This window comes from Oscillibacter hominis (assembly GCF_014334055.1).
In the GTDB taxonomy this organism is placed as follows: domain Bacteria; phylum Bacillota; class Clostridia; order Oscillospirales; family Oscillospiraceae; genus Oscillibacter; species Oscillibacter hominis.
On record NZ_CP060490.1, the window covers coordinates 2,240,090 to 2,252,787 of the forward strand.

A 12,698-nucleotide genomic window follows, 5' to 3' on the forward strand; every position below is an offset into this window, starting at 1 on the left:
TCCATTGTTTTGAGCCCGCTGAAGGTAGGAGGAAGTTATGACAGCCTTAAAAAAGATTGTCAATGTATATAACAAAGTGGAAGAGACCCTGTTGGTCATTATGATCACAGCCAGTGTGCTGGTGCTGTTTATCAACGTAATCCTGCGCTATATTTTCAACAGCTCCCTTTACGGCGCTGACGAACTGGCCAGGGTGCTGTTCATCTGGATGTCCTGGCTGGGAATTTCTATCGGCGAACGGGAGAGCGAGCACATCAAGATCGACCTGCTGACAAGCCGGTTGAAAGGCATCTCCGAAAAGGTGATCAAAATCATTTCCAATCTGATCACGCTTACTATTTTGGCGTTGCTGGTCTGGTTCGGAATGGTCGTGGTGGGTAAGTATTACTCCATGAGCAACCGGACTCCCATGTACCACATCCCCCAGTGGTTCATCTATTCCTGCATTCCCATCAGCTGCACGGTAATGGGGCTTCGCGTTGTCGCAAAATTCTTTGAAATCTTCAAACCCGCTTCCGGAGAGGAGGTCAGTGCGGAATGATTGCCATTATTCTGTTTGCCCTGTTGTTTTTACTGATTACGCTTGGTGTCCCCGTTGGCTTTGCCTTGGGCGGCGCCACCATCGCCGCCATGGCCCTGTTTACCAATTTGGACTTATCCATGGTGGCTGCCTACGCTGTCTCGGGTATTGATTCCCTTCCGATGATGGCCATTCCGTTTTTCATCCTGTCCGGCGTTATCATGAGTGTGGGCGGCCTGGCCCGGCGCCTGGTGGACGTGGCCGCGTCCCTGGTGGGCTGGATGGTGGGTGGACTGGGAGCCGTGGTCTCCCTGGCCTCCATGTTTTTCGGCGCCATCTCCGGCTCTTCCATGGCCACTGTGTCCTGCATCGGCAGCATCATGGTCCCCCAGATGCAGGAAAAGGGCTACGACCTGGGCTACAGCGCGGTCTTCACCGCCTGCGCCGGCACCATAGGAGCGGTGATCCCGCCCAGCATCCCCCTCGTTGTCTACGGCGTATGCACCGGCACCTCCGTGGGCGATCTCTTTGTGGGCGGAATTCTGCCCGGTATCCTCATCGGCATCGGTCTCATCATCTCAAATTTTCTTGTCTGTAAGAAAAAAGGCTATAAAGGTGAGGAGCGCAAGTCTCTGCGCCAAATTCTCAAGGCGGTTTGGGAAGCCAAGTGGGCCCTCTTTGCCCCGGTCATTATCTTAGGCGGCATCTACAGCGGCATCTTCACCCCCACCGAGGCCTCCGTGGTGGCCGTGGTCTACTCCGCCGTGGTGGCCCTGTTGATCTATCGGGAGATCACCCTCAAGGACCTCTATCAGGCCATTGTCCGCACGGCTGTCACCAACGGTGTGACCACCTTCCTGCTGGGCCTGTCCACCGGCTTTGCGGCCCTGCTGTCCTTTGAGCAGGTCACGACCGCGCTGACCGCCGCCATCACCTCCTTTACGGACAACAAATACATCTTTTTGCTGCTGGTCAATATTGTCCTGCTGCTGGTTGGCTGTGTCATCGACAATATTCCTGCTACCACCATTCTGGCGCCTATGCTGCTGCCGGCCATGATGGCGTTCGGCGTGGATCCGGTCACTTTCGGTGTGTTCATGACCATCAACCTGCTGATCGGCCTGGTCACCCCGCCCTACGGCTGCTCTTTGTTCGTGGCCTCTGCGGTGTGCGGCGTAAAGATGGGAGAAATGCTCAAACACATCGCGGTTCCCCTGATTACGCTGATTATCTGCTTACTGCTGACTACATATGTCCCCTGGCTGACCATCTGGTTCAAATAAGTCAAGCCTGTCAACGTTCACAGCCGTCTTGAACGGTAAATATGAGGAGGATTACTTATGAAAAAGGTATTGGCATTCGTTCTGTCCCTTTGCATGCTTCTCCCCCTGGTTGCCTGCGGCAACAACGGCTCCGGCAACAGCGGCTCCGGCACCGCCGGCAACAACGGTGATGATATCACCGCCGAACATCCCATCACCATGGTAGTGGCGCACGATGAAGTGTTGGACAGCCCTCAGCAGAGGGCTATGGAGGCCTTCAAGGAATACGTGGAAGCGGAATCCGGCGGCCGTATTGTTGTGGAGCTTCACGCCAACGGTGAGTTGGGCGATGCAGCCACCATGGCCAATATGATCGGCATGGGCAGCGTCCAGGCCTCCAGCTTCTGCAGTGATATCCTGGCCACCTACAATGACAAGCTCTCCTTCCTGTGCCTGCCCTTCCTTTTTGATGATTACGAGCAGGCTGTAGATCTGGTATGGAACCCCGACGGAGAATTGCACAAGCTTTATCAGGAAGAGGCCAATAAGGCTGGGTATTATATTTTAGGCTTCCAGTATGACGGCCAGCGTGGATTCTCCAACAACGTTCGCGAGGTGCTGACCGCAGAAGACATGAAGGGTTTGAAAGTTCGTGTCATGCAGAGCGATATTTCCGTTGCTACATTCACCGCTTTGGGCTGCAATGTCACCCCCATGTCCTTCTCCGAGGTCTACACAGCCCTGCAGCAGAACGTGGTGGAGGGCCAGGACAACCCCGCCAGCTTGACCCTTGCCAACAAGTTCAACGAAGTTCAGAAATATTACAGCACCATCGGCCATAACATGAACGTCTCCATTTTTGTCACCAACAAAGACTGGCTGGAATCCCTGCCTGATGACCTGCGGGAAATCGTTCTCTATGCCGGTGAGGAATTCGGCGGCAAGCAGAAACGTGAAGAGACCCGCGCCTTGGAGGAAGCCGATCTGAAGGAGATCGACGAATCCGGCTGCAAGGTTACCCGCATCGAAGATAAGAGTTCCTTCATTGAGGCCACCCAGAGCGTGTACGACCAGTTCAGAGGCATCTACGGCGATGAGTTCATGGATACCGTCCTCAAGGCCGTGGGCAAGGCGTAAGCAGACTGCTTACAGCGCAAAAGAAATGAAAAGAGAGCTCCTGCCAGAAGGCAGGAGCTCTCTTTTTTATGCGTTCCGTCACCGGCAGGGCAGGGACAGGAAATATCCGTAGCCGCACAGGACGCTGTAAAATCCCTGCAGGGACTTGTTGACCTCCGGGTCGCCGCAGTCGATGTGCAGTGTATGGTTTTGAATGGAGAGGATCTTGGACTCCGGGGAGATCACCATGATCCGCTCCTTCCCCACCGCCCGAAGGACCCGGGCGCTGAACTGGTGGTTGCCCCGGCCGAACAGGAAGCCCTGGCCGCCGATGGGAGAAACAATGATGCGCATCGTGCCGTCTTTGGCATACTGCCAAAGCTGCTCCTCCGTCACGTCCCTGGCGATCAGCTTACCGTCCCCGATTACATCCACGCCCAGGAGCTCATAGGGAATCCCCAGCCGCTGGGAGATGCACTTGGCGGAAGAGCCGGAGCCGATGGCATAGGTGACGCCGGGTTCCAGATGCTCCTGCAGATAACCGGCGATAGCCGCCATCTGATCCGCCTCCGTGGAGAATCCGCTCTGCTTCATGGACTGGAGCTGCTCAGGCTGATCGGGCACCAGCATGGCGCCGTACAGCGTGGCGCTGACGTGGCCGGTGCGGTAGGCGTCCTCGTCCAGGTCTACCACCTCCCGGCGGCTGGAGCTCATGGGAATCCCGCGGGCCAGCGTGGCGGCCACCGTTCCGGCGGCCTCCGGGTTCAGGGCAAACACCGCGGACTGAATTTTCACGCCGGCGGGAATGCCCAACACGCTCACCCGCTCGCCCACAGCCTCGCAGATGTTGCGGGCCGTCCCGTCGCCGCCGGCGAACAGGAGGAGCTCCACGCCCTGGTCGGCAATGGCCCGGGCGGCCGCCATGGTGTCGGAGGGAGAGGTCTCCTCTCCCTCCGCACAGTAGACCACCCGGAAGGGAATGCCTAACTTCTCGCAAAGGCTCTGCCCCATGTCACCGGAAGCCGTCAGTACCTGGACGTTCTCCCGGAAGGGCAGCAGCATGTTCAGCGCCCGCTCCGCCTTGATTCCGGACTCGGGCCGGGCGCCCCGGGCCCGGGCGGCGGATAGCGTTGCGGCACCGTCGGTGCCCTTCAGCGCCACCTTGCCGCCCATGCCCGCAATGGGGTTGACGATCAGGCCAAAGGTCTTAAGCGAGGCCATTTTGCTTCTTATAAGCACGCCAGGTCACCGCCAGCTCGGAGACGTCGGTGATGTGGTCGCACTCCAGCTTGGAGATGGGGCCGTTGTAGGGCGCGCCCAACACCACCTCGGGAGTGGAGTAAGCCTCGTCGCTGATCTTCTTCAGGGCGCTCACATACTCGTCGATGTCCGCCTTGGAGTAGGACTCGGTGGGCTCGGGGGTGTAGGGCTCGGGAACGATCAGAGGATGGTGGCTGGGGAAGAAGCGCTGGAAGCCGAAGTCCAGCAGGTGCCGGTTCACATCCTCGGCACCCACACCGGTGTCCTTGAGCAGCTTTTCAAAGCTGTAGCGGACCTGCTCCAGGCGGTTGGGGGCCTCCTCGGCCCAGGACATGGAAATGCCCTTAACCTCGTTCAGGACGCGCTTCATCATGTAGTTGTTGTTCAAAATAGCGGTCTCTGCCACGGTCTCCAGACCGTCGCGGCCCAGGCTCATGACCCAGGCATAGGCGCGCATCACAGCGGCCAGGGAGCCCTGGAACTGACGGATTTTGCCCACGGAGGCGGGGCCGTCATAATCGGTGTAATAGCGCTTGCCGTCAAAGCGGACACGGGGACGGGGCAGGTACTTCTCCAGCTCCTCGGTGACGCACTGGGCGCCGCAGCCGGGGCCCATGCAGCCGTGGGGGGAGGAGAATGCCTTATGCAGGTTGAAATGGCACATATCGGCACCCAGTTCCTTGGCGCGGACCAGGCCAAAAAGGCCGTTGTAGTCGGCCATGTCGCAGATGGCCAGGCCGCCCGCCTCATGAACCACGTCCACGAACTCACGGACAATGGGGTTGAAGACGCCGGTGTCCTCGGGGTTGGTGATGAAGATGCCGGCGGTCTTCTCGCTGACCACGGCCTTCAGGTTTTCCAGGCTGGGATAGCCATTCTCGTTGGGGAAGAGGCTGATGACCTCAAAGCCCTTGGTGGCGGGAGCCGCGGAGTCCAGGGGGTGGGAGAGGATGGTGGTGATGATCTGGGTGCGCTGCTCCGCCTCGCCCTTTTCCTCAAAGTACTTCTTCAGCACGGCCGCGTTGGAGTAGATGCCCTGTCCGCCGCCGCCGGGCTGGAAGGACACGGCGTCCAGGCCGGAAATCTCCTTCATGATCTGCTCAAAGTCATAGATGATCTTCAGGATGCCCTGAGCGGTATCGTCGTCCTGATAGGGGTGCATCTCCGTGAACTTGGGGGAGCGGACGAACTGCTCGTTGATCTTGGGGCTGTATTTCATGGTGCAGGTGCCAAGGCCGATGTCGATGTTGATGTCCTGGCCAATGGTCTCCTGGGAAAGACGCAGGTAGTGGCGCAGCACCTGGGGCTGGGCCAGCTCCGGCAGGGCGGGCTTCTCCTTGCGCTTGAGGTTCTTGGGCAGCAGGGTCTCCACCTTTCCGGTGACGCCCTTGACCTGCTCGGATACGTCGGGCACCAGCAGGCTGCGGCTGCCCGGTACGCTTTGTTCAAAAATCAGGGACTCATCCCACTGGGCTTCGTGGAAGTTCCGCAGTTTCGTATCAGACACGTTCGTTCCCTCCTTACAGAATGTTCTTCAGTGCATCAACCAGAGCGTCAATGTCGGAGAGCTCGGTCTTCTCAGTGACGCAGACCAGCATGGACTGGCCCTGCTCCGGCATCTGGCCGCTCAGGTCGTAACCGCCGAAGATGCCCTTGGCCAGCAGCGCCTTGTTGATCTCGGCCACGGTCTTGCCCGCAGCGTCGAAGTTCAGCACAAACTCCATGAAGCTGTGGCTGGCGCTGTAGGGCAGCTTGACGCCGGGCAGTGCGGAGAGCTTCTTCTGGGCGTAGTTGCTCTTGTAGAGGATGTTTTCACCCAGCTCACGCATGCCGTCGGGGCCCATGACGGCAAGATACGTGGCCGCGGTCACTGCCCACAAGCCCACGCAGGTGCCCAGGTACTCGATGGCCTTTTCACGGACATAGTAGCTGGTGCGCTCAGGCAGGGCGCGGGCATAGCCGAACTGACCCTTGGAGTTCTTGAAGATGTTGTAGAGGTGATGGGGATAGTTCATCACGTACTTCTCTTCCTGGCGGGTGGCCAGGTAGCCGCCCAGGCCGCCGCCGTAGCTCATGTGGATGCCAAGGGGCTGAATCTCGCCGCAGGCGATGTCCGCGCCGTAGTCGGCGGGGGGCTGGACAATGCCCAGGATGGAGGGGTCGGCGTAGACAATGTACTCCGCGCCCACGCTGTGGCAGAGCTTGCCGATCTCCTCGCCCTGCTCTTCAAAGAAGCCCAAAAACGCGGGGTTCTGGATGAAAACGCAGGCCACATCGTCTGTGAGCTTGCTCTTGAGGTCCTCCAGGTCCAGCTGGCCGTTGGGGCAGCTGGCCACGCCCACCAGGTTCATGCCCTCGCAGTAGCACTTGAGCTGGGAGAGCAGGCTGGGGTTCATGGCCGCGGGCACCAGAGCGGTGGACCGGCCGTTGATGCGGCGGGACATCATGATTGCCGTGGACGCGGCCTGGCCGCCGTCGTAGGTGGGGAAGCTGACCACGTCCATATCCAGCAGCTCGCCCATCATGCTGGTGAACTCAAAGAAGGTCTGGAGCTTGCCGTGGTCGGCATAGGTGTCGCCACTGTAGGCGGTGAGGAACTCACTGCGGCCGTTGATCTCGTCGCACACAGCGGGCACATAGTGGTTGTAGCAGCCGGCACCCAAGAAGCTGATGTTCTCGTCGCAGGTGCTGTCCTTGGCCAGGATGCCGTCCATGTGCCGTTTCAGGTCCATTTCGGACGTAAAGGCCTTGGGCAGGTCCAGGGGCCGTTTCATGCGCACCTCGTCGGGGATGAAAGAGTAAATCTCCTCAACAGACTTGGCGCCGATGAAATCCAGCATTTCCTTGCGGACAGCCTCGTTGCTGTTGGGGATGTAAGGATATTGCGTCATTTCGTTCGCCTCCTATGTAACATTCGCGGCATTGCCGCCAGTTGAACTTAATGCAGGAATAAAATCGCCAGAATGGGCAGTGACAGTGCGGAAAGAAGGGTAGAGACAAAGATGCTCCTGCTGATAAAGCCGCTGTCCCGCTTCATCTGCAGCGCCAGCATCAGCACCATGGACCCGGCCGGCATGGCGTTGCTTAAAACCGCCAGGTCGCCGAAGTAGGCGTTTACCTGAAGCAGGCGGCAGAGGAAAAAGGTGATGGCCGGCAGGATCAGCAGCTTTGCCCCGCAGTACACGTAGGACCAAGGGTCGGTGATGGACTGGAGGAAGGGATACATGGCCAGCGAGGAGCCCAGGATGATCATGGAGAGCGGTGTGGTCATGCTGCCCACCATATAGAGCATGTCGCTGACAATGGGCGGCGCGTCAAAGCTCACAAGGTACAGCACCACCGCCAGAAGGGTCATCACAAATCCCGGCGTCATCAGGTCTTTCAGGCGGAACTTCCGTTTTTCCCCGGTGTCCGGGGACAGCGTGCTGACGGCATAGGTGTTGTAGAAGAAGTAGTAGGCAAAGTTCAGCAGCGTCATCTGGAAGAAGGCCGCGTCCCCATACAGGGACTGGGCCAGGGGCGCGCCGATGAACCCTGTGTTGCCGAACACCATCAGGCACTCGAACTCCCGCCGCTTTTCCGGTGGGACCCGCAGCAGCCACCCTGCGGCCTTGCCGAAAAGGATCATGGCGATGTACATGCCGAAGCCCGCTCCCAACAGGGCCAGTGCCTCCAGCCTGTCCCCGGGCTGACCCATCATGGAGCACAGCAGCATCATGGGATAAACCGCTGTAACCACCATGGCGGAGAGCTTCCGGTTGACATGGTCATCCAGGATTTTTGCCTTTGCCAGCACAAATCCCAGGGCCATCATGCCGTAGAGCTGAATCAGCGTCCGGGCCAGCAGTCCGACGTCCACCTCTTATGCGTGGAGGATGTCGAAGGTCTCGGGCAGCGTGCTGCCGCCGTCGATGATCACTTCAGTGCCGGTGATGTACTTGGCGTCGTCAGAGGCCAGGAAGGCCACCAGGTCGCCGATCTCCTCAATGTTGCAAAGGCGCTTGAGGGGGATGAAGGACGCCATGTCCCGCAGAGCGCTCTCGGGATCCTCGGGGCGGCTGTCAGCGGCAACCTGCTCCACCTTGGGGGTGCGGACCCAGCCGGGGAGCACCGCGTTGACGGTGATGCCATGGGGACCGGCCTCATAGGCCAGAGCGCGGGTCAGGGCGGAAACGGCGCCCTTGGTCATGGAGTAAGTCGTCTGACCCTCGTCAACCACTTTTGTACCGGTGACGGAGGAGGTGTTGATGATGCGGCCGTAGCCCGCCTTCATCATATAGGGATACACGGCCTTGGCCATGTTCCACACGCCATAGATGTTGACGCCGAAAATAAAATTAAGGGTCTTGACATCCATGTCCTCGAACTTGACGCGGCGGTTGACGCCGGCGTTGTTGTGCAGGATATCGACCTTGCCGTACTGGGCGACGATATCGTCCACAACCTTCTGCACATCCTCCAGCTTGCTGACGTCCACCCGGCGGCTGTCGGCCTTCAGGCCCATCTTCCGGATTTCCTCCGCGGCATCTGCCACGGACTCCGCGAAGTCCACCAGGATGACAGTGGCGCCGTGTTTGGCCAGCACCTTGGCGCTGCCGTTGCCGATGCCCTGGGCAGCGCCGGTTACAATTGCGATTTTTCCATCCAGTTTACCCATTTTATCTTTTCTCCTTCAAAAGCCCTCCCGGTTCCGGGCAGGGCAGAATTGACTCCGATCTAACGGATGCCCTTATTATATCGACATTGATTTCATTTGTAACCAACCAAGCATCTGGAATTCAAACAACCAAATATTAGGTGGTTTTTTCCTTTCTTCGTTTATAAAAGGGGAGGGAACAGATTGAATCTGTTCCCTCCCCTTTTTCTATTTACTTTCGGTTCATATCCCGCAAGATTTCGGACAGGCGTCTCATGCCAAGCTCCATTTCTTCGGCCGATAGATAGCCGTATGTCAGCCGTAGGGAAGAGGAGTACCCCATGTCGTACACGCTGCCGGGCAGGATCAGCAGCCCCTCCTTCAGCGCCCGGTTGAAAAGCTGCTCCGACAGCACCCTGTTTTTCAGGCGGACCCAGATGAAGAACCCTCCTGCGGGCCGGTTCCACTCCGCAAGGTCGCCGAAATACTTCTCCAGCAGGCGCATCATCAGGTCCCGGCGCTCCCTGAGCTGCTGGCGGATGGTGTTGACTCCCGTGTAGTAGAGGCCGCTCCGGAAAAGCTCCTCCACCACCTGCTGGGTCAGCACACTGACGCCGTAATCCATCTGCATCTTCACATCGGCCAGCCGCTGCACCACCGACTCCGGGCCCACCAGCCACCCAAGCCGCAGCCCCGGAGAGAAGCACTTGGACAGGCTTCCGATATAGACCACACTGCCGCTCTGGTCGAGCGCCTTGATGGGTGGAGGCGGCATCTCGTCCAGCCACAGATCCCGGAATACATCGTCCTCGATCACCGGCATGTGGTTTTCCTTACAGTATTTCAGGACCTCCTTGCGGCGGCTCACCGGCATCACGCAGCCGGTGGGATTTTGAAAGGTGGGGATGGTGTAGAGCAGGGAATGGCAGCCGTTGGACTGGGGCTCCCGGATCATCCAGGGCAGTATTCCGCTGGCATCCAGGGGCACACCCTGGAGCTTTGCCCCCACAGACTGAAAGATATTCAGCGACCCCAGATAGGACGGCGACTCCACATAGACCGTGGATTTGGCCTGGACAATGCCCATGGAAATGAGCTGCAGGGCCTGCAATGCGCCGGAGACAATGAGGATGCAGGAAAGCGGCGCGTCAATCCCGATCTCCCTGAGATGGGCCTGGAGCGCGGCGCGCAGCCCGGGCATGCCCAGCGGGTCGGGGTAGTTCATAAAGAGGTCCCGGCTGGAAAGACTGCTCAGCACCTTTCGGGTCAGGTCCAGCTGCATCAGGTCCGGCGACAGCTCGCCGGTGCTCATCCGGGTGATCCCCTCTTCAAATTCCAGGTGGTTGATGATCTGCACCGTGGGTACGTTGGCCCGGAAGCCGCTGGCCTTGATATAGCTCTGCCAGTCCGGCGCCTTGTCCTGCATCAGCAGCGACCAGCTGTCGTTGGCGATGCGGGTTCCGCCGCCAAAGCCGCTTTCGATCATCCCCAGGGAGGCCAGTTCGTCCATGGCCTCCACAATGGTGCTGCGGTTGACCTCAAACAGTTCAGAGAGCTTTCTTTGAGAGGGCAGCACCTGGCCGCTCACCCAGTCGCCGGAGGAAATCTTCTCGCTGAAATAGCTGACGATCTGGCTGTATAGAGGGATTTTGGACTGTCGATCCGGCTTCCAGCTGATGGAAATGGCTTCTGTCCTCTTCTCCCCGTACTCTCCCATTGGCTCCCTCCTTTTGAAAGCAGCGGCCTCCGGCGCTTTCCCAGAGGCGACACTATATCTAATGATCTAAATTCTGCACACTTGTTTATTACTATATTCTGATTTTTCCCAATAGTCAACACTTCCCAGGGAAAAGGCGCCTGGCCCATTGGGAGCCAGGCGCCTTTTTTACTTCTTTAATGGGATGGATACGATGAACCGGGTGGAACGCTGGTCGCTCTCGGCCCGTATGGTGCCCTTGTGCTCGGAGGCAATGGCGGCGGCGATGGGCAGCCCCAGGCCGAATCCGGATTTTTCCCCCCGGGAGTCGTCGGCCCGGTAAAACCGCTCAAAGAGCCGCCGCAGCTGCTCAGGCGGGATAACCGGCCCCTGGTTGGAAACCTCCAGCCGCGCCCGCTTGTCGTCCCGGCTCAATAAGACGCGGATTGGCGCGTCCGACGCCCCGTACTTCACCGCGTTGTCCAACAGCACCCCCACCAAACGGCGCAGCTGGTCTCCGTCGCCCAGGATTATGATCTCCGGTGCGCATTCCCACTGAAGCTCCTTTCCATGCTCAAAGGCCACCGGCTCAAAGGACAGCGCACAGTCCGTCACCAGGGTGGACAGGTCCTGCTCCGTGAGGATCGCGATGCGGCTCATATTGTCCGACCGGGCCAGCGTCAGCATTTCTTCCACCAGCGTTTTCATCTGTCCGGCCTCGGAGTGGATGTTGTCGGCCCAGCGGGCGCTTCGGTCCTCCAGCTGGGCGGCGGAGAGCATCTCCGCGTTGGAGAGGATCACCGTCAGGGGCGTCTTCAGCTCATGGGATGCGTCGGAGAGGAACTGCTTTTGCTGTCTGATGGCCTGCTCCACCGGCCGGGTGGCCCACCAGGCCAGCAGGCAGCTGACGGCAAAGAGCACCAGCAGTGCGGCAATGCCGATTTGGAAGGAGGAGCGGAGCAGGTCCTCCATGATGGTCCGCTCAATGGACATGTCCGCAAAGGCCATGCGCTGATAAAACCCGTTGTCCTGAATGAGATAGCGGAGGGAATACTTGGCCACCACGCCGGTGGCGGCCCCGCCGCGCAGGGCAATGGTGATGATCTCCTGGAGCTCGGTGGTGTTCTCCAGGTCGCTGTAGGTGCCGCCGGTGATGTAAGCGGTGGAGCCCATGACGGCCACAGTGAAATAGGGCATCTGCACCGTGGGCCCGCCCGCTGAGGGCCGGCCCACGATGCCCTCCTGGTCGATCACCCGCTCCAGCACCTCCATGGTGTTGGAGCGGATGTTCTGTTCCGTGGCGGAGACCACGGAGAAAAAGACCGCCCCCAGGACCAGCGTCACCAGGGCCATGCAGATGGCCACAAACTTGATCCGGAGCTTGCGGATCATACTGTCCTGGCGCTTCATTCCCCGGTCTCCAGACAATAGCCCACCATCCGGATGGTCTTGATCTTCACACCGGAGCCCAAGTGGGCCAGCTTGCGGCGCAAAAAGGAGATGTAGACCTCCACGTTGTTGTCCTCAGCCTCGGACTCATAACCCCAGACCTTCAGCAGAAGCTTCTCCTTGGGCACCACTAACTTCTGATTCTGCATCAAAAGCTCCATGATGTCATATTCCTTGCGGGAGAGGCGGATGGACTGTCCGCCGCACAGCAGCGAAAAGGAGGACTGCTCTAACTTCAGGTCGCCGCAGGTCAATACGCCCTCCTCCCGCAGCTCCGGCTGACGGCGGCACAGCGCCCGGATGCAGGCCAGCAGCTCCCGGGGCTCAAAGGGCTTGGTGAGATAGTAGTCCGCCCCCGCGTCCAGGCCCTCCACCTTATCGGCCGTGTCGGACCGGGCGGTGAGCATCAAAACCGGGGTCGTGTCCCCCTCTGAGCGCATGCGCCGCAGCACGTCGAACCCACTCAGCCTGGGCAGCATCACGTCCAGCAAAATCACATCGTAAATACCGGAGAGGGCGTTGTCCGCCCCCGACTCACCGTCGTGACAGACGTCGGCGGTATAGCCGGCCATCTCCACAATGTCCTGGAGCGTGGCGGCCAGGCGGACTTCATCTTCCACAATCAGGATGCGCATAGGCGTTTCTCCTCTCAGTCTGGTCTTCCATGCGGGACAGCCCGTAAAAGAACCGCTCCCTCTCCCGTCTCAGCGAATATCCTCCGATGAAAATCGGGAAGGGATTCCCCTTCCCGATTGTATC

The 12,698-nt window shown here is 59.3% G+C and carries 11 protein-coding genes; 3 read left to right on the plus strand and 8 right to left on the minus strand.

Features of this window, described 5'->3' with window-relative positions:
- Nucleotides 1-37: 37 nt before the first annotated feature.
- The 3 genes from H8790_RS11145 to H8790_RS11155 are packed head-to-tail and all read left to right on the plus strand — an operon-like array spanning nt 38 to nt 2,919.
- Complete coding sequence (locus H8790_RS11145) at nt 38-541, plus strand: TRAP transporter small permease (protein ID WP_187332571.1); 504 nt, start codon at nt 38-40, stop codon at nt 539-541.
- Nucleotides 538-1,803, plus strand: coding sequence for a TRAP transporter large permease (locus H8790_RS11150; protein ID WP_187332572.1), 1,266 nt, complete (start codon nt 538-540; stop codon nt 1,801-1,803). The genes H8790_RS11145 and H8790_RS11150 overlap by 4 nt, the downstream gene beginning before the upstream one ends.
- Nucleotides 1,804-1,860: 57 nt before the next feature.
- Nucleotides 1,861-2,919: a TRAP transporter substrate-binding protein gene (locus H8790_RS11155; protein WP_187332573.1), complete on the plus strand. Its 1,059-nt coding sequence runs from the start codon at nt 1,861-1,863 to the stop codon at nt 2,917-2,919.
- 78 nt (nt 2,920-2,997) lie between these two features.
- On the opposite strand, the gene H8790_RS11160 is transcribed toward H8790_RS11155, so the two are convergent.
- From H8790_RS11160 to H8790_RS11195, 8 genes are all read right to left on the minus strand, one after another.
- Entirely contained in the window at nt 2,998-4,119 is a 1,122-nt protein-coding gene (locus H8790_RS11160) for an ATP-NAD kinase family protein (protein WP_187332574.1), read from the minus strand.
- Nucleotides 4,106-5,665, minus strand: a complete 1,560-nt coding sequence (gene gcvPB, locus H8790_RS11165) for an aminomethyl-transferring glycine dehydrogenase subunit GcvPB (RefSeq protein ID WP_187332575.1) — start codon at nt 5,663-5,665, stop codon at nt 4,106-4,108. The genes H8790_RS11160 and gcvPB overlap by 14 nt, the downstream gene beginning before the upstream one ends.
- A gap of 13 nt (nt 5,666-5,678) precedes the next feature.
- Nucleotides 5,679-7,049: an aminomethyl-transferring glycine dehydrogenase subunit GcvPA gene (gene gcvPA, locus H8790_RS11170; protein ID WP_187332576.1), complete on the minus strand. Its 1,371-nt coding sequence runs from the start codon at nt 7,047-7,049 to the stop codon at nt 5,679-5,681.
- Nucleotides 7,050-7,096: 47 nt separating this feature from the next.
- A complete protein-coding gene (locus H8790_RS11175; protein ID WP_187332577.1) occupies nt 7,097-8,017 on the minus strand; it encodes an AEC family transporter in 921 nt (306 codons plus the stop codon).
- A 3-nt stretch (nt 8,018-8,020) separates the two neighbouring features.
- Nucleotides 8,021-8,815 carry an SDR family oxidoreductase gene (locus H8790_RS11180; RefSeq protein ID WP_187332578.1) on the minus strand — a complete coding sequence of 265 codons (795 nt, stop codon included), beginning with the start codon at nt 8,813-8,815 and terminating at the stop codon, nt 8,021-8,023.
- Nucleotides 8,816-9,026: 211 nt separating this feature from the next.
- Nucleotides 9,027-10,511 (minus strand): aminotransferase-like domain-containing protein, encoded by a 1,485-nt coding sequence (locus H8790_RS11185; protein WP_187332579.1) that lies wholly within the window; start codon nt 10,509-10,511, stop codon nt 9,027-9,029.
- Between the two features lie 168 nt (nt 10,512-10,679).
- The gene (locus H8790_RS11190; RefSeq protein ID WP_243208494.1) at nt 10,680-11,900 is read right to left on the minus strand and encodes a sensor histidine kinase; all 1,221 of its coding nucleotides are present in this window, start codon (nt 11,898-11,900) and stop codon (nt 10,680-10,682) included.
- Entirely contained in the window at nt 11,897-12,574 is a 678-nt protein-coding gene (locus H8790_RS11195) for a response regulator transcription factor (RefSeq protein ID WP_187332580.1), read from the minus strand. The genes H8790_RS11190 and H8790_RS11195 overlap by 4 nt, the downstream gene beginning before the upstream one ends.
- Nucleotides 12,575-12,698 lie beyond the last annotated feature (124 nt).

Bases quoted from the DNA above. Each gene is read 5' to 3' on its own strand.
- H8790_RS11145 (WP_187332571.1), top strand. From the start codon at position 38: ATGACAGCCTTAAAAAAGATTGTCAATGTATATAACAAAGTGGAAGAG.
- H8790_RS11150 (WP_187332572.1), top strand. From the start codon at position 538: ATGATTGCCATTATTCTGTTTGCCCTGTTGTTTTTACTGATTACGCTT.
- H8790_RS11155 (WP_187332573.1), top strand. From the start codon at position 1,861: ATGAAAAAGGTATTGGCATTCGTTCTGTCCCTTTGCATGCTTCTCCCC.
- H8790_RS11160 (WP_187332574.1), bottom strand. From the start codon at position 4,119: ATGGCCTCGCTTAAGACCTTTGGCCTGATCGTCAACCCCATTGCGGGC.
- gcvPA (WP_187332576.1), bottom strand. From the start codon at position 7,049: ATGACGCAATATCCTTACATCCCCAACAGCAACGAGGCTGTCCGCAAG.
- H8790_RS11180 (WP_187332578.1), bottom strand. From the start codon at position 8,815: ATGGGTAAACTGGATGGAAAAATCGCAATTGTAACCGGCGCTGCCCAG.
- H8790_RS11185 (WP_187332579.1), bottom strand. From the start codon at position 10,511: ATGGGAGAGTACGGGGAGAAGAGGACAGAAGCCATTTCCATCAGCTGG.
- H8790_RS11190 (WP_243208494.1), bottom strand. From the start codon at position 11,900: ATGAAGCGCCAGGACAGTATGATCCGCAAGCTCCGGATCAAGTTTGTG.
- H8790_RS11195 (WP_187332580.1), bottom strand. From the start codon at position 12,574: ATGCGCATCCTGATTGTGGAAGATGAAGTCCGCCTGGCCGCCACGCTC.